General features: G+C 69.1%; 15 protein-coding genes. 7 read left to right on the top strand and 8 right to left on the bottom strand.

Features of this window, described 5'->3' with window-relative positions; genetic code table 11:
• The first annotated feature begins 109 nt into the window (after positions 1–109).
• Positions 110–661, top strand: coding sequence for a site-2 protease family protein (locus ACGFNP_RS47930; protein ID WP_393329754.1), 552 nt, complete (start codon positions 110–112; stop codon positions 659–661).
• Positions 662–891: 230 nt separating this feature from the next.
• Here ACGFNP_RS47930 and ACGFNP_RS47925 read toward each other — a convergent pair whose 3' ends face one another.
• Positions 892–1527, bottom strand: coding sequence for a TetR/AcrR family transcriptional regulator (locus tag ACGFNP_RS47925; protein ID WP_358327378.1), 636 nt, complete (start codon positions 1525–1527; stop codon positions 892–894).
• 105 nt (positions 1528–1632) lie between these two features.
• Here ACGFNP_RS47925 and ACGFNP_RS47920 point away from each other — a divergent pair, with 105 nt between their 5' ends.
• Positions 1633–2244 (top strand): NADPH-dependent FMN reductase, encoded by a 612-nt coding sequence (locus ACGFNP_RS47920; protein WP_393329752.1) that lies wholly within the window; start codon positions 1633–1635, stop codon positions 2242–2244.
• Positions 2245–2246: 2 nt separating this feature from the next.
• Complete coding sequence (locus ACGFNP_RS47915) at positions 2247–3269, top strand: aldo/keto reductase (protein WP_393330134.1); 1023 nt, start codon at positions 2247–2249, stop codon at positions 3267–3269.
• 125 nt (positions 3270–3394) lie between these two features.
• Here the strand turns inward: ACGFNP_RS47915 and ACGFNP_RS47910 are convergent, their stop codons facing one another.
• From ACGFNP_RS47910 to ACGFNP_RS47890, 5 genes are all read right to left on the bottom strand, one after another.
• The gene (locus ACGFNP_RS47910) at positions 3395–3526 is read right to left on the bottom strand and encodes a hypothetical protein (protein ID WP_393329750.1); all 132 of its coding nucleotides are present in this window, start codon (positions 3524–3526) and stop codon (positions 3395–3397) included.
• A 102-nt stretch (positions 3527–3628) separates the two neighbouring features.
• Positions 3629–4603 carry a carotenoid biosynthesis protein gene (locus ACGFNP_RS47905; RefSeq protein WP_393329748.1) on the bottom strand — a complete coding sequence of 325 codons (975 nt, stop codon included), beginning with the start codon at positions 4601–4603 and terminating at the stop codon, positions 3629–3631.
• A 120-nt stretch (positions 4604–4723) separates the two neighbouring features.
• The gene (locus ACGFNP_RS47900; RefSeq protein ID WP_393329746.1) at positions 4724–5620 is read right to left on the bottom strand and encodes an RNA polymerase sigma-70 factor; all 897 of its coding nucleotides are present in this window, start codon (positions 5618–5620) and stop codon (positions 4724–4726) included.
• A gap of 200 nt (positions 5621–5820) precedes the next feature.
• Positions 5821–6996 (bottom strand): NAD(P)/FAD-dependent oxidoreductase, encoded by a 1176-nt coding sequence (locus ACGFNP_RS47895; protein WP_393329745.1) that lies wholly within the window; start codon positions 6994–6996, stop codon positions 5821–5823.
• 100 nt (positions 6997–7096) lie between these two features.
• Positions 7097–8011, bottom strand: coding sequence for a helix-turn-helix domain-containing protein (locus ACGFNP_RS47890; RefSeq protein ID WP_393329743.1), 915 nt, complete (start codon positions 8009–8011; stop codon positions 7097–7099).
• Between the two features lie 143 nt (positions 8012–8154).
• On the opposite strand from ACGFNP_RS47890, the gene ACGFNP_RS47885 reads away from it, so the two are divergent.
• The 4 genes from ACGFNP_RS47885 (at position 8155) to ACGFNP_RS47870 (ending at position 13843) form a co-directional block, all read left to right on the top strand.
• On the top strand, positions 8155–8796 hold the full coding sequence (locus tag ACGFNP_RS47885; RefSeq protein WP_393329741.1) for a DsbA family protein: 642 nt from the start codon (positions 8155–8157) through the stop codon (positions 8794–8796).
• Between the two features lie 33 nt (positions 8797–8829).
• Complete coding sequence (locus tag ACGFNP_RS47880) at positions 8830–9480, top strand: NAD(P)-dependent oxidoreductase (RefSeq protein ID WP_393329739.1); 651 nt, start codon at positions 8830–8832, stop codon at positions 9478–9480.
• A gap of 548 nt (positions 9481–10028) precedes the next feature.
• Positions 10029–12848, top strand: a complete 2820-nt coding sequence (locus ACGFNP_RS47875) for an ATP-binding protein (protein WP_393329737.1) — start codon at positions 10029–10031, stop codon at positions 12846–12848.
• A 182-nt stretch (positions 12849–13030) separates the two neighbouring features.
• A complete protein-coding gene (locus tag ACGFNP_RS47870) occupies positions 13031–13843 on the top strand; it encodes a DUF2306 domain-containing protein (RefSeq protein ID WP_358327359.1) in 813 nt (270 codons plus the stop codon).
• 302 nt (positions 13844–14145) lie between these two features.
• Here ACGFNP_RS47870 and ACGFNP_RS47865 read toward each other — a convergent pair whose 3' ends face one another.
• Both ACGFNP_RS47865 and ACGFNP_RS47860 read right to left on the bottom strand, forming a co-directional pair.
• Complete coding sequence (locus ACGFNP_RS47865; RefSeq protein ID WP_393329735.1) at positions 14146–14529, bottom strand: hypothetical protein; 384 nt, start codon at positions 14527–14529, stop codon at positions 14146–14148.
• Positions 14530–14553: 24 nt separating this feature from the next.
• The gene (locus ACGFNP_RS47860; RefSeq protein WP_393329733.1) at positions 14554–15408 is read right to left on the bottom strand and encodes an NmrA family NAD(P)-binding protein; all 855 of its coding nucleotides are present in this window, start codon (positions 15406–15408) and stop codon (positions 14554–14556) included.
• Positions 15409–15472: the final 64 nt, after the last annotated feature.

Below are 15472 nucleotides of genomic sequence, written 5' to 3'. Positions count from 1 at the left end.
CAAGAACGAGAAGCGGCCCGAGTGCCTTGCATCGCCAGGATCGGGTCATGCCTTCGACGAATTGACTCCGAACTCCCATAGCTCCGGCGAGCCGCCACTCGGTTGATCAGTGGGTACGGCGCGGAGGTGCCAGAACCTCTGTGACCTCGGCGACGACCCGCAGGTCGGGTTCGGCTACGAGGGTGGCGGGCAGGCCACGGCGAACATGGGCGAGCAGACGGCCAGGGTGGCGGGCTCGATCTTCAACCTGCCGGACAAGATGGTCGGCATCTGGCACGCGGCCTTCTCCGGCGAGGTACGCGACCCCGAGGGCCCGGTGGGCATGGTCGGCGCGGGCCGCTTGGGCGGCGAGATCCTGGCCTCCGACTTGTCCAACGAGGAGAAGATCGCCACCTTCGTCGGCCTGCTGGCCGGTTTCAACCTGGCGATCGGCATGTTCAACCTGATCCCGCTGCTGCCGCTCGACGGCGGGCACATCGCGGGCGGCCTCTGGGAGGGACTCAAGCGGGCCTACGCCAAGGTCATGCGGCGGCCGAAGCCCAAGTACGTCGACGTCGCCAAGGTGCTGCCGCTGACGTACGCGGCGGCGCTGGTGATGATGATCATGGCAGGCCTGCTCGTCTACGCCGACCTGGTCAACCCGCTCACACTGACGAACTGACGTTCTCGTGAGTAGATGATTGCCCACTTTCCGCTTCTAGCCCGGCTCGCAATGCCGACTGTTCGACGACAGGGCGGCCTGTCGCGAGTTCGGCAACGTACTTGTAGGCCCCCACTCGGGTCCGTGTCACCGCACCACAAACCCGGACGGGTGCACCGCGGACCGTCAGCCCCGACCTGGGCGGGCCCGATTCGAGGGCGCCGGCTGGCTTCTCCGGCGACCTACCCGTCTCAGCGGAGATGACCGTGCAGGAACGTGTGGATGCCCGCGGCGACTGTCTCGGTAAGCTCTTCGGCGGACAGAGCAGCGTGATGCGCCGGCAATTCGGCTGAGATCAGCAGCAGCAGGTGCAGTGCCGCGCGGTCGGGGTCGTCGATGCGCAGCAGTCCCCGGTCGGCCAGCTGTCGCAGGTGACCGGCCAGCTCTCGGCGGACACGCCGTGGCCCGGTCTCCTGCCAGGCGTCGATCGCTTCCTGAGGGATGTGGCCCGCTTCGGCGTTGATCTGTCCGACCATGGAGAAGTGGGCGGCGCTGTCGGGCATTGGCGTCGCCCAGTCCCGTCCGAACTCGATGAGGTCGGCCTCCAGGTCGGTGACCTTGCGCAGGTGGCGGTCGATGATGGCGATCTGGACGTCGGCCGCCCGCGTGGCGCTCTCCTGAATCACGGCCAGGAACAACTCGGCCTTGTCGGTGAAGTGGTTGTAGATGGTCCGGGTCGACACACCAGCCTCAGCCGAGATCGCGTCGATGCTGGCGCGCGTGTAGCCGTCGCGGGCGAACACCGTCAGGGCGCCGTCCAGGATCGCCTGCCGCTTGCCGACCAGTCCTCCGCGAGGGCGAGGCGTCGTGGTGTTTTCCCTGGTCATCCCAGATCCTCCAACATATTTACAACAATCGTTTTACTTTTTGCCATACACGTTGTACTTTACCTCGTGCCGCGGCCCCGCGACACACCATGAGGAGAAATACGCATGATCAGGATCGCCATCGTCATCGGCAGCACCCGCCCCCGTCGCCGGAGCGCGGTCGCGGCCCGCTGGGTCGCCGAGGTCGCCGCCCGCCACCTCGCCGTCACCTCCGGAGAAGCGACCTTCGAGATCGTCGACCTGGCCGAATACGGACTGTCGGTGCTGGATGAGCCCGTGCCCGCGCTGTTCGGCGACTACCAACACGCGCACACCCACCAATGGGCCCAAACCATCGCCTCCTTCGACGGGTTCGTCTTCGTCACTCCCGAGTACAACCACTCGGCCCCGGCCGCGCTGAAGAACGCCATCGACTTCCTGTACGCCGAGTGGAGCAACAAGGCAGCCGGCTTCGTCAGCCACGGCGTGCACGGCGGCGTGCGTGCCGTAGAGCACCTGCGGCAGGTCATGACCGAGCTCCAGGTCGCCAATGTGCGCACCCAGGTCGCTCTGTCGGCCTTCACCGATTTCGAGATCACCGATCCGGCCGAGCCCGGCGCGATCGCCCCCGGCCCACACCAGGAGCCGACCCTGAACGAGCTGCTCGATGAGGTCATCGCCTGGTCGGACGCCCTGAAGAAGCTCCGCGAGGCAGCAGGTCCGGCAGTGGCGGCGTGAGCATGCGATACCGGCTGCTGGGCCGTACCGGACTGCGGGTCTCCGAGGTCTTCCTCGGCGCGATGACGTTCGGCGAGGAGCAGATCGGCGCCTCGCCGCAGGATGCCCGCCGCATCTTCGACCTGTACGGCGAGGCTGGCGGAAACCTCATCGACACCGCGAACTTCTACTCCGAAGGGCGGAGCGAGACCATCCTGGGCGAACTGCTGGCGGGCCGTCGCAACCGGTTCGTCGTGGCCAGCAAGTACACCGTCTCCCGCGACGGCGGCGACCCCAACGCCGCAGGCAACCACCGCAAGAACCTCACCCTGTCCCTGGAGGCCAGCCTGCGGCGACTGGGCACCGACTACCTCGACCTGTACTGGGTCCACCTGTGGGACAGGCACACGCCGATCGAGGAGACCATGCGGGCGCTGGACGACGCCGTGCGTGCCGGGAAGATCCTCTACGTCGGCATGTCCGACGCCCCGGCTTGGGTCGTCTCTCACGCCAACACGCTGGCCGAGTGGCGCGGCTGGACCTCGTTCGCGGCCATCCAAGCCCCATACAGCCTGCTCAACCGCGACATCGAACGCGAACTGCTGCCCATGGCCCAGACGTTCGGACTGACGGTCGCTGCCTGGGGACCGCTCGCCCACGGCGTCCTGTCCGGCAAGTTCAGCTCTGCGGCGGGGCCACAACAGGCCACGCGGATCAGCCCGCGCTCACTTGGAGCCCGAGAGCACACCGTCGCCCAGGCAGTGCGAGGGGTTGCCGACGAGATCGGGGCCTCCTCCGCGCAGGTGTCCATCGCCTGGACTCGTGCACGCTCGCGGGCCGTACACCCGATCCTGGGCGCCAGAACCGCCGAGCAGCTCAAGGACACGCTCGGCGCCCTGGACCTCACCCTGCCCCAGCACACGGTGCGACGCCTGGAGGCGGCCACCGACTTCACGCTCGGCTTCCCCGGAGATTTCCTCGCCCAGGCCGACCCGGCGGTATTCGGCGAGTCCGCTGCCAGGCTCGACGGAGGACGCCTCCCATGAGCGTGGTGGTCACCCACCGACGTCAGAGCCGTCCCGCTGTAACCCTGGCCGCGGTGCTGCTGGGCTTCCTCACCTTGCCGATGCTGATGTCCGGCACGACCGTCGCGCCGTCGCTAGACGGGCGCTCATGCGAGCATCCGGCGTACCCGCTCATGCGAGATCCCGGCGCTCGTACCGATCTTGCGCAGGCCCCACCCCTCACCCCGCGCGTCCGCCATCGCCACCATCAGCGCCGCACCGGTCACCTTGTCCAGCATCGCAGTGCCAACGGATGTGACGCTGAACCCGGTTCGCCGTTCCACTCCTACTGGCAGGCCAGCACCTGACCGCGCCCCGGCTGGGGCTGTCTTCAGGGGGCGTCATGTGTCGTGGCGTGCCAACTTGACCAAGGCGAGGAAAGCCACGAAGACCACGGTGAACAGGTTGATGGTCATCATCGTCTCGTTGAGCGCGTGCGCGTTCCAGACTGCTCCGGTCGCATCCGTGATGTCGTCGCCCGAGGCGGCCACGAAATAGGGGATGGTGCTGAGCCCAAGCCCCGCGTAGACGAGAACCGACTGCAGCGACGGTTCGAGCCTGGAGCTTCGCACGGGTGCCTGGCGACGGGCCAGGTACAGGGCGAAGATCTGGAAGAACAGGTAGGTGACCAGCCACCAGCCGAGGTAGTTGGTGTAGGGGACGCCGAACACGCCGCCGCTCCGCTCCCAGATCCACACGTGGTTGCCTGTCGAGGCGATCGAGTCGCTGCCGAGGTCGAACATCGTCATGATGGCTGCTGCGGTCATGGGCAGGGCGACTACGTTGACGCGGTGCCCGGTGCCCGCCCGCCAGGAAAGCCGGGTGTCCGCCTCGTCGAGCAGGACGTTGGCCACCTGCCAGCACAGGTAGCCCAAGCCGAAGTAGACGGGGCCGATGAAGATCGGCACATCGATCAGCTTCGGGCTACCGGTGTAGTGATAGTGGCCGAAGGGGAAGCCCGTGGAAATGCTGAGATTCTCGAAGAAGTTGCTCACCACGAAGGTCACGGCAAAGAAGAGCAGCAGCGCCTTCGCACCGTAGCGACGCACGCCGTAGATGAACGCCAGCGGAATCGACAGCAGCAGAACGAACATGTAGGGCGCCGACCCTGAAAGCGGTGCTATCAGGGCCACCGCGAGCGCGGCAGCCGTCAGTACCCAGGTGATCACTCTCCAACCGTCGAGCGCCGACCGGCGCGGTAGCCCGCCGTGGGTGCCGGTGGCAGTGGTGTCCGAGCCTGTCCTGGCGGCGCCGAGAGGTGCGGGTCGGCCGACTGCCGGTGCTTTCCGTTCGTGAGTGGAGTCGGTAGTGGTCATTGCGGAACTCCATGGTTGGGTGAGTCCCCCCGGCAGCGCCGGCGTCCGGGCAAAGATCAACCTTCAGTCAGGCTGACGTGCGCACTGCGCACCTCGGTCGGCCGTGTCGCAGGGGGACGGTCAGCGGGAGGTGAGGGGGGTTTCGGACTCAACGCGGGTGAGCTTTTCGGGGTTGCGGACATAGTAGAGACCGGTGACGCGGGCGTTCTCCACGCGGAAGGCCAGAACGCCGTCGATCTCGCCGTCCAGGCGCAGGATGAGTGCGGGGTTGCCGTTGACCGTCGTGAGCTCACTGGTGAAGGTGCCGCCGGCTTTGACGATGCTGGCGGCCATGTAACGGAGGACCTTGTCATCGCCGACGACCGGCCGCAGGGCCGCAAGCCTGAGTCCGCCGCCGTCGCTGACGAAAACAACATCCGGGGCGAGTACGCTCAGCAGCCCCTGCAGGTCCCCGGTCACGAGCGCGTTCTGGAACGAACTCAACGCTGCACGGGCTTCTTCCGGGGAAGCCGGTGTGCGCGGCCGGCGGGCGTCGACGTGCCGGCGGGCGCGGTAGGCGAGCTGGCGTGCGGCGGCGGGGCTCTTGCCGATCGCGGCCGCGATGTCGTCGTAGCCGATGTCGAAGACCTCGTGCAGCACGAAGACGGCGCGTTCGGTCGGTGAGAGGGTTTCGAGGATGAACATGAGTGCCAGCGACAGGTTCTCGGCCAGGTCGACGTCCTCGGCCACGTCCGGCGCGGTGAGCAGGGGCTCGGGCAGCCAGGGGCCGACGTAGGCCTCCTTGCGCCGTTTGAGGGTGCGTAGCCGGTTGAGTGCCTGCCGGGTCGTGATCCGTACCAGGTAGGCGCGTTGGTCCTGCACCTGCGTCAGGTCGACCTTGACCCACCGTAGCCAGGCCTCCTGGAGGACGTCCTCGGCGTCCGCCGCCGATCCGAGCATCTCGTAGGCGACGGTGAACAGCAGGTCGCGATGGGCCACGAAGGCCTCGGTCGCGGGGTCGGCGGGGTGGTCGTTCATGTCGTGCGCTTCGCTCTCTCGCGGTCGGCCCCATATGCCGGAAGCAGGCCGTGGAAATGTACCCAGGCTGAAGCCGGGTTGTCGGCAGCAGCCTCCCCACTGATCTGGTGGGAATGGCGCCCCGGCCGCGGCATACGAGACTGCGGCGTTGTGTGCTTGGGCCGGACCAGTCGGTCCGGCCGAAGGAGGGGACTTGGCGGCTATGCCGCGCGTCCGGCGTTGGACGGCGTCGTGCGGTGATCAGGCTGAGGCGTTTCAGCTGCGCGGGAACTGGCCTTGCGTGCCCCGGACGCCAACTGGTTGAGGGGGAACCGGCAGGCGAACTCCTTGACCTTGGCACCGAGCCGCCCGCTGATGTGGAGCGCGTTCGCCCTGTCGTTCAGGTAGGAGAACTGGGTGACGCCCTCGTTCCGGCCGAGGCTGATGCACTGCCCGGCGAACATCAACCGGACGGGAGCGGGTGTTCTCCCCGCGATCCGGCGCAGGATTGTGGCCGCGGCCCCCGCGCCCAGTTGTACGGCGGCCTGGCAGCTCATCCGAAATGGCCGGTCCGTCATCGCCGCCGCGTCCCCAGCGGCGACGATGCGCACGTCGTCCACACTGGTCAGCGTCGCGTCGGTGAGCAGGCGGCCTTCGGTGTCGGTGCGCAGCCCACTGCGGGTGGCCAGGTCCGGGACCCGGAACCCCGCGGTCCAGATCGTCACCGCGCTGGGCAGCTCGCGGCCGTCGTCGAGCCGTACGGCGTCGCGTGTCACTTCCGTCACCCGCGCGCGGGGACCTTCGATGACGGTCACACCCAGCTCGGCGAGCCGGCGGGCGACCGGGCGGCGGCCCCGGGCATGCAGGTAGGGACCGAGCACGTTGCCGCAGACCAGGGTGACCTCGCGACCCAGTTCGGCCAGCTCGGCGGCGGTCTCTATGCCGGTCGGGCCGGCTCCGACCACGGTCACCGGAGCCGTCGCGGGCGCCGCGGCCAGCGCCGACCGCAGTCGTCGCGCCCCCTCGAGGTCCGACACCGAATGAGCGAACTCTGCCGCTCCGGGCACGCCGGGATCGGCGGCGCCGCTGCCCACCGCGTAGATGAGGTAGTCGTATGAGAGCGTGCCACCGCCCGCCAGCGACACCCGGCGCTCGGCAGCGTCGATCCGGGTCGCGGCGTCGACCATCAGCCGGACGTTCCCGCCCAGAACCTCACCGAAGCCCTCGACCGCGTCATCGGAGCCGGTCACGAGCTGGTGCAGGCGGATCCGCTCGACGAAGTCGGGACGTCGATTGACCAGGGTCACCGACACGCCATCGCGCCGAGCCAGGCGATTGGCCGCCATCACGCCCCCGTACCCGCCGCCGACCACGACCACCTCGACGTTCCCGTTCATCATGTCTCCCTCGTGTTGTGGACTCGGCATAGAGACACCAGCCGCGCATCCGGCGTAACGGCCCGCGGATGAGACGTAGCGCACATCGGACGCGGCGGGTTCAGCGGGTGACCCGGGCCTGGCGGTACCGGCTACGGAAGGTGGCTGGTGTGGTGCCGGTGCGCTGGATGAAGTATTTGACGAAGTTGCTGGTGTCGAGGAAGCCGAGGCGGGTCCCGATGCCCGCGACGGGTTCGTCGCCGTGGGCGAGGAGGCGTTTGACCTCCAGCACGACGCGACGGTCGATGAACTCCTTGGCGCCGACGCCGGCCGCGGCGAGCGCGGCCCGGGTCAAGGTGCGCGGCGAGTATCCGAGGAGGCGTGCGTAGTGTCCGACGTCGCGGGCCCGGGTGAAGTCGGTCTCGACGGCGGCGCGGAAGCGCTGGAAGGTTTCCGCGTGCTCGGCGGGCAGGGTGCCCACGGGTGCGGTCAAGTGGGTCAGGCGCAGCAGGAGCACGGCGAGCAGCCGCTGGAGGATGGCGGAGCGGGTGGGGGCCGGCATGTGGGTGGTGCCGTATTCGTGGGCGAGGTGGTCGAGGGCCCGGTGCAGGGCGGGGGCGTCCTCTCCGGTGATCTGCCACAGGGTGCGTCCGAAGGGGTCGTCGAGACGGACGTCGGTGGCGGTGGCGGGGTCGAGGAAGTCGGGCTGGAACAGCACCAGAGTGCCGTTCGCCGCGCTGAGGTCGCCGAAGCGCTGTACCTGGCCGGGGCGGACCCACAGCCAGGTGCTGTCGGTGACGGCGTAGTCGGCGAAGTCGACCATGTGCCACAGCAGCCCCTGTTCCACCGTGAGGAGCAGGTGGAAGTCCGGGCGCTGTGCGCCGCCGGCGCCCTCGGTTTCCCGGGCGCCGTCCGCCCCGCCGTGGCGATGCATACGGCGGCGCAGTTCGGCGATCGGCATCACTTCGACACCGACCGCGCCGGCCGCCGGCGGCACGTACTGGATCTCCGGAATCGATGCTTGTCCGTTTTTCACCACGATGAGTCCTCACCGTACCTGGGCGGAACCGTTCGCGGCTCCTATCGTTGACATCAGTCGAGAGCATAAGCGGCGGCAAGGACGTCGAAGATCTCGGCCGATGTCGATGACTGACTTCTACCAATCTAAGGAGGCCTCGAATGGCAGACCGCATTCGTCTGACGTACGCGTTCGACGCCTACTGCGGCTGGTGCTACGGCTTGGGCCCGGCGCTGCGGCAGTTCGCTGACGGCAACGCGGACCGTATCGAGCTGCGGGTGTTGTCCGGGGGGCTCTTCTCCGGCCCGCGCGCCCTGCCCGTGGCGGCGTACCCGCACATCCCGGACGCCACCCAGCGTATCGCCGCCGCCACCGGGGTCACCTTCGGTGAGGGCTATCACCACGCCGTGGCCAAGGGGACCTTGGTGCTGGACTCCACCGACGCCGCCGTCGGCCTGGTCGCGCTGAGCCGCCAGGCTCCCGGACGTACTCTCGAACTGGCGAGCGCCCTCCAGCGCGCCTGGTGCGTCGACGGCCACAGCCTCTCCGACCTCGACGTGTACCGGTCCATCGCCGCCGGGCACGGCCTCGACGTCAGTGCCGTCATCGAAGCCTTCCTCGACCCGGCCACCCGCACCGAAGCCGAAAGCGGCTTCCGGGAACTGCGCCGGCTCGGCGTCGACGCCTACCCGACCCTGCTCCTGCACACCCCCACCGGCAACCACCGGCTCGGCGGACCGATCTCCAGCGCCCTCCAGCTCACTGAGGCCCTGGACCGGCACCTGGCCCCCGCCTCCGCCTGACCACCACGACAATTCACGAAGGAAAACACTGCCATGACGAACATCGCTGTCTTCGGCGCCAACGGCACCATCGGCTCCGCCATCGTCCGCGAGGCCCTCGACCGCGGCCACACCGTCACCGCCGTCGTCCGTGACCCCGCCAAGGTCACCGAACACCACGCGAACCTGGCCATCACCACCGGCGACGTCCTCGACGCCCCGTCGATCGCCGCCGCCGCGAAGGGCCACGACGTCGTCGTCAGCGCTGTCGGCGGCGGTGACGGCCCCGGCCACATCGCCACCATCAAGCCTGCCGCCGTCGCCCTCACCGAAGTACTGCGGACCCTCGGTGAGCAGGCACCCCGCCTGATCACCGTCGGCGGGGCCGGGTCCCTGCGCACCCCCGACGGCAAGCAGGTGTGGGACGCCCCGGGCCTGCCCGACTTCCTGCTGCAGATCATGCACGCCCACGGCGACGCCCTCGACTACTACCGGACCGTCAACGACGTCGACTGGACCAGCATCAGCCCCTCGGCCACGATCGAGCCCGGCACCCGCACCGGCAGCTACCGCACCGCCCTGGACGACCTCATCACCGACGACGACGGCAACAGCGCCATCAGTGTGGAGGACTACGCGGTCGCCCTCCTCGACGAGATCGAGCAGCCCAGCCACCGCCGGCAGCGCTTCACCGTCGGCTACTGACCGACAGGCGCACGGGCTTTTCGGCCCGCCACTTTCCGTGGGAAGTGGCGGGCTTCCCACAGCGTCGCCCTGCGATCAGCGATCGGTATCGCTCCTCGCACTGCCTGGATCGACACATCGACAAGCAGAACACGGCCCCGGCCGTGCGCCCGGCCGCAGCCGTTCGCCGCAAGCCCCGCAGTCCGGCGTCCTCGGACACCAGGCCAGCCTAGGGCTCGCCTGGGTCGCCGTCTGACCGAGGACCTGCGTCATCCATGGGAGAAACCGGCCGCGCGGGGTCGGCTCACTCCCGCCCGCGTCCGGCGCGGGTTTCGAAACCTGCGTCCCGCGCTTGCCCAGCCGGCCGATGAACCCAAATCCTCCAAGCCCGGCCCCGGACGCCCACCCGGCATCCCCAACTGCCGGCCCGCACCCCGCTACGACGTCGGCAAAACCGTCAAACGCGGCCGCACCCTCGCAGCACTACAACAATCCGGAGGATGGCGGGATCTTTTGTGTGCAGGTTGGCGTCGGGGTCACGCCCCTGCCGCATCCGCGATAATCGACGCATGCGCTTCCAGATCCTCGGGCCCACGATCGCGCTGGGCGAGGATGGCGAGCCCGTCGCGCTCGGCGGCCCCCGGGGGCGGGCCCTGCTCACGCTGCTCGCCCTGCATGCCGGGCGCATCGTGGGTGCGGAGCAGCTGGCGGCGGGCATGTACGGCGCTCGTCCCCCAGAGGGCGTGGCCAACGCGCTGCAGTCGCAGGTGTCCAGGCTGCGCCGATCGCTGGGCAGGGACCTGGTGGAGTTCCACCCGGCCGGCTACCGGCTGATCGCCGACCCGCAGGACGTGGACGTGCGGCGATTCGAGCAGCTCGCGCGGGCAGGCGGGCAGGCGCTGGCCGGCGGCGACCCGGGCCGGGCGGCCACGCTGCTGCGGGAGGCGCTGAAGCTATGGCGGGGCGCTCCGCTGGTCGACGCCCCGCACGCCGAGGCCGCCGCGACGGCGCTGGAGGAGCAGTGGCTGGCCGCCGTCGAGGACCGCGTGCAGGCCGATCTGGACCTGGGCCGGCATCGGGAGCTGGTCGCCGAGCTGAGCCGGCTCATCGCCGCTCACCCCCTGCAGGAGCGGCTGCGGGCACAGCTCATGCGCGCTCTCTACGGCAGCGGCCGCCAAGCCGAAGCGCTGACCGTCTACGACGAGGCCAGGAAGATCCTGGACGAGGAGCTCGGCGTCAAGCCGGGTCCCGAACTGGCCGCCGCGCACCTGGCCGTGCTGCGGGCCGACCCGGCGTTGGGCACGTCCGCGCCACGCACGGCCGTTGAACGGCACGGGCTGCGGGCGCAGCTCACCAGCTTCGTCGGCCGCGCCGAGGAGCTCGCCCAGGTCGGCGCGAGCCTGCGGGTCGCCAGGCTGATCACGTTGATCGGACCGGGCGGCGCGGGCAAGACCCGGCTCGCGATCGAGGCGGCCGAGCAGGAGCCGGGGGACGTCTGCTTCGTGCCGCTCGCGCCGGTCTCCGACGTCGCGGACGTGCCCAGGGCCGTGCTGGCCGCACTCGGCATCCGCGACGCCCTGCGCACACCGCCGGCGGGACCGGTCGTGGAGCCGGTCACACGACTGGTCACCGCGCTCGCCGACCGCGAGCTGCTGCTGGTGCTGGACAACTGCGAACACCTCATCGCGGCCACCGCTGAGCTGGCCGACGTGCTGCTGGCCGCCTGCCAGGGGCTGCGGGTGCTGGCGACCGGCCGGGAGGCTCTGGGCATCACCGGCGAGGCGATTCTGCCCGTGGCGCCGCTGCGGCTGCCGCCGCCCGAGGCGGTCTACCCGCTGAACTACCCGGCCGTCCGGCTGTTCGCCGACCGGGCCGCGGCCGTTCATCCGGGCTTTGCCGTGGACAAGGGCAACGCTGCGCAGGTCGTGCGCATCTGCCGGTCGCTGGACGGGCTGCCGCTGGCCATCGAGCTGGCGGCGGCGCGGCTGCGTACGCTGTCGGTGTCCGACGTGGCGGCGCGGCTGGACGACCGGTTCCGGTTGCTGACGCGCGGCAGTCGTACGGCGCTGCCCCGGCACCAGACGTTGCGCGCGGTCGTCGCGTGGAGCTGGGACCTGCTGGACGAGGACGAGCAGCGGATGGCCAGGCGGCTGACCGTGTTCGTGGGCGGCGCGCGGCCCGAGGCGGCCGAGCTGGTGTGCGGTCTGCCGGAGGAGGTGCTGTTCTCGCTGGCGGAGAAGTCGCTGGTGGAGTTCGTGGGCGGGCGTTACCGGATGCTGGAGACCATCCAGGCGTTCTGCGCGGAGCGGCTGGTCGAGTCCGGCGAGGTGGAGGCGATGCGTGACGCGCATGCCGCGTACTACCTGGACCTGGTCGTCGCGGCCGACGCGCGGCTGCGCACCTGCGAGCAGCTGGAGTGGCTGGCCAGGCTGGACGAGGAGAGCGACGACCTCAGCGCGGCCGTGCGCTGGGCGACCCAGTCGGGGCGGCTGGAGACGGCGCTGCGGCTGCTGGCGCACAGCGCCTGCTACTGGTGGATGCGCGGCAACCGCACCGCCACCGCCGGTCTGGCCGACGCGCTGCTGACCATGCTGGGCTCACACCGGTTCGACGGCATGGAGGAGGAGTACGTCATGTGCGTGCTCGTCACTGCCTGGGCCGGCGAGATCGACGACGAGCTCCGTGCCCACCTGCAGGAGGTCCGCGAGCTGCTTCCGCTGACCTACGTGCCACAGCGCGTCGAGTTCCTGATGATGCTGCTGTCGATGTTCACGGGACCGCCCGGCGACTTCATGGACGCCTACGGAGAGGTCATGCGGAAGTCCGCCAGTCTTTCCCCCTGGCAGGCGGCGCTGGCCATGGCCGGCTGGGCGTTCGTGCTCGACGTGCTCGGCGACGTGGAGCAGGCCCTGACCCATTTCGAACGGAGCCTGGCCGCGTTCAAGGCCATCGGCGAGCGCTGGGGCACCGTGCTGGTGCTGTCCGGACTTGGCTCTCTGCACCAGAAGCAGGGCGACCACCGCAAGGCCCACACCCTGGCCGGTGAAGCGCTGGCGACGGCACGCGAGCTGGGCGCCGGGACGGAGATCGCCGAGGCGCTGTGCCGGCGGGGCGACGCCCTGCTGAGCCTGGGCGATCCGGCGGGCGCGGGGGCCGACTACCAGCTGGCCGCCGAGCTGTCGCGCAGATACGGCTCCATGGAGACGATGGCTTGGGCATATCTCGGTATGGGAGAGGTGGAGCTGTCACGCGGCGACCTGGCGGAGGCGCGCGCCCTCCTCGCCCGGGCCCGTGACGAGTGCCCCGCGGAGTGGTACAGCACCGAGGACACCCGCACGCGCATTGACGCCGCGCTGACCGAGATCAGCCGGATGGCCGGCGAACGGTAGGCGCACGGTCGGTACGCCTGCCGGGAACCTGTCGTTGCAGGCACGATCAGTGAGTACCACCACGCCGATTAACCGTAGTTCAGGGCGGCTCGCGCACGGCGTCCGACCGCAAGTCCGACACGGTATGCCGCCGGTCAGTGCGCGGTAGGTGAGTGGTAAGCGCCTGACCCCAAGCTCCGTGCATGACTGATTTCGCGAAACCAGCACATCACGCCACGCCGCCGCCTGCCGTACAGAAGCTGCGGCTGTGGAAGCGCCCCTGGGTCGTGCCGCTGATGCTGGTGGTGCTCGGCTTCCTCGCGTTCTCCATTCCGCCCTATACCTCGCTCGATCCGGCCTTGTCTCGCGTGCCGCCGCCAGAAGGCTTTCCGCTCTACTATCCCTTCCTGGCCGCGCATGTGATGTTCTCCTCGGTGGCGTTACTGACCTGCGGCTTGCAGGTCTGGCCGTGGTTCCGGGAGCGTCACCCGGTCGCGCACCGCAGGATCGGACGCGTGTACATCTTCGGTGGGGTTATACCGGGCGGTCTCGCCGGCTTCGTCGTGGGCGCGAGCACCCCGTACGGCGATGGCGCGCGAGTCAGCAACATGCTGCTCGCGACGCTGTGGACCCTGTTCACCGTCACCGGATTTCGCATGGCCCGCCAGCACAGGTACGCCGATCACCGTCGGTGGATGCTGCGCAGCTTCGCGCTGACCGCCTCGATCATCACCAACCGCATCTGGGGCCTGGTGATGTTCCTCATTCTCCTGCCCGAGTTCGAGACGACCTACGGCGGGGACATGCAGGAGGTGATCAAGGCATCCGCCGGCGTGACGACCTGGCTCGGCTGGACCGTCCCCCTGCTGATCGTGGAATGGTGGCTGGTGGAGCGCGGTCGCGCCCGGCGCCGCGCCGGCGCCGGGCGGCGCTCTGGGCCGGCGGATCCGCCGATGGACGCCGCAGCGGCGATGGCCTCGGACAAGGTCTCGGCAGGAGACACTCAGGCACCGTAGGAGACGAACTGGCGCACTGGCTGTTCCAGCGCTATTCGACTGGTTCTTCGGTATCTACAAGGATGTGGCCGCGAAGATCGCGTCCACACCGTCGGCCCGTTTTCGTCGGCGGCTCTCAGCTCACCGTGGTCCTCCCAGCGCGGATGCCCCGGTGGCGGGCTCTTGGCCGGCGCGATGATCTGAGAGCGTTCGGCCTGCGCGAGACGCGGCTTGCGGCCCGGTCCCGGCAGATCGGTCGACCAGACTATTTCGGTGGCACCCGTGGGTCACCCGCTACATGCGCAGCGGGCTCGGCTACGAGTTCAGCGCCCGCGACGCAGGGTGTCGGCTCCGAGTTGGAGGCGCAGTGGCGGCTCGGGGGCTGCGGCCATCTCCACGATGGAGCGGGCGGCCTTGGCGTGGTTGAGCCCCGTGGCCGCTTCACGCGTGGTGCCGGCGGTGGCCGCGTAGTCGTCGATCAGGTCGGTGCCGGCGTTGTTGGCCAGGACGTCGATGCGTCCGAACCGTTCGACTGCTGCGTCGATGCTCTCGGGGCCGGTCAAGTTCAATGGCACGGTCAGCAGCGCGTCACCGGCGTCGGGGAACTGCTCGCGGACGGTCGTACAGTTGCCGGCACCTGATGTCCTGCCGCGAGCGCCGCGCGTGATTCCAGGCCGAATCCACGAGACGATCTTGTGATAATCCAAACACTTACCGTTTTCTCCTGGGTTTTAGACGGTGTGTGAGTCGTAGAACGCCCGGTTCTGGGCGACGAAGCTCTCGACATCGAGGGGGTCGGTGCCGCCGATCTTCTTCACGAGGTTGTTCGTGCCGGCGAAGATGCCGTTGCGGTAGTCGACCGCGACGGCGAGAAGGTGCTGGATCATGTGGGGCGATGTGCCGCGCTTCTCCAGGATGGCGGCGAATTCGTCGAGGTCGATGGGCACGTAGGTCACCTGACGGCCGAGCGCCTTCGACATCTTCTCGGCGATCTCGTAGTGGTTGAGCTCCACCGGCCCGTAGAGGGGGTAGATCTTGCCGGCGTGTGGGGCGGGGTCCTCCAGGATGGCCGCGATCACCCTTGCCTGATCACTGGCAGCGATCGGGGCGTGCCGTCCGTCGGCGAAGGGAAACCGCAGCTCGCCACTTCCGTCCCACATGTTGATCAGCCACTGGGCGAAGAAGGTGGGACGGATGTGGGTGACGGCCACCGGGAAGCGGTCCAGAATACGCTCGGCGACCCAGTGCTGGCGTGCTGCGTTGCTGGCGGATTCACGGCGAGCGGAGATCTGCGACATGTTCACGATCGCCTGCACCCCGTTCTCCTCCGCCGCCACGGCCACGTTTGCCGTGGCGTCCATCAGGCCGGGAAAGATCGGGTACGTGAAGTACAGGGCATCGATCCCCTTCGCCGCCTCCGTCAGGGAGTTGAGGTCCTGGACATCGCCTTCCACGATCTGCGCCCCGAGGCCGGCAAGTCTCTCGGAGCGCTCGTCGACTCGGCGGACGAGCGCGCGAACGTGGTGGCCGCGCTGAAGCAGCAGTTCGGCGGTGTGGCCACCGGTCTTGCCGGTCGCCCCGATCACCAGAAGATTGCGTTCCGTGATGATTTTCCGTTTCTGGAGAAGTGCCGGTGCGGGGGAGTGAGCC

This window comes from Nonomuraea sp. NPDC049269 (assembly GCF_043197155.1).
In the GTDB taxonomy this organism is placed as follows: Bacteria; Actinomycetota; Actinomycetes; order Streptosporangiales; family Streptosporangiaceae; genus Nonomuraea.
The sequence above is the reverse complement of the archived record's forward strand: the minus strand, read 5'-3'. Positions and strand labels throughout refer to the sequence as shown.

Bases quoted from the DNA above. Each gene is read 5' to 3' on its own strand.
- ACGFNP_RS47870 (WP_358327359.1), top strand. From the start codon at position 13,031: ATGACTGATTTCGCGAAACCAGCACATCACGCCACGCCGCCGCCTGCC.
- ACGFNP_RS47885 (WP_393329741.1), top strand. From the start codon at position 8,155: ATGGCAGACCGCATTCGTCTGACGTACGCGTTCGACGCCTACTGCGGC.
- ACGFNP_RS47905 (WP_393329748.1), bottom strand. From the start codon at position 4,603: ATGACCACTACCGACTCCACTCACGAACGGAAAGCACCGGCAGTCGGC.
- ACGFNP_RS47895 (WP_393329745.1), bottom strand. From the start codon at position 6,996: ATGAACGGGAACGTCGAGGTGGTCGTGGTCGGCGGCGGGTACGGGGGC.
- ACGFNP_RS47920 (WP_393329752.1), top strand. From the start codon at position 1,633: ATGATCAGGATCGCCATCGTCATCGGCAGCACCCGCCCCCGTCGCCGG.
- ACGFNP_RS47900 (WP_393329746.1), bottom strand. From the start codon at position 5,620: ATGAACGACCACCCCGCCGACCCCGCGACCGAGGCCTTCGTGGCCCAT.
- ACGFNP_RS47915 (WP_393330134.1), top strand. From the start codon at position 2,247: ATGCGATACCGGCTGCTGGGCCGTACCGGACTGCGGGTCTCCGAGGTC.
- ACGFNP_RS47925 (WP_358327378.1), bottom strand. From the start codon at position 1,527: ATGACCAGGGAAAACACCACGACGCCTCGCCCTCGCGGAGGACTGGTC.
- ACGFNP_RS47910 (WP_393329750.1), bottom strand. From the start codon at position 3,526: ATGCTGGACAAGGTGACCGGTGCGGCGCTGATGGTGGCGATGGCGGAC.
- ACGFNP_RS47880 (WP_393329739.1), top strand. From the start codon at position 8,830: ATGACGAACATCGCTGTCTTCGGCGCCAACGGCACCATCGGCTCCGCC.
- ACGFNP_RS47875 (WP_393329737.1), top strand. From the start codon at position 10,029: ATGCGCTTCCAGATCCTCGGGCCCACGATCGCGCTGGGCGAGGATGGC.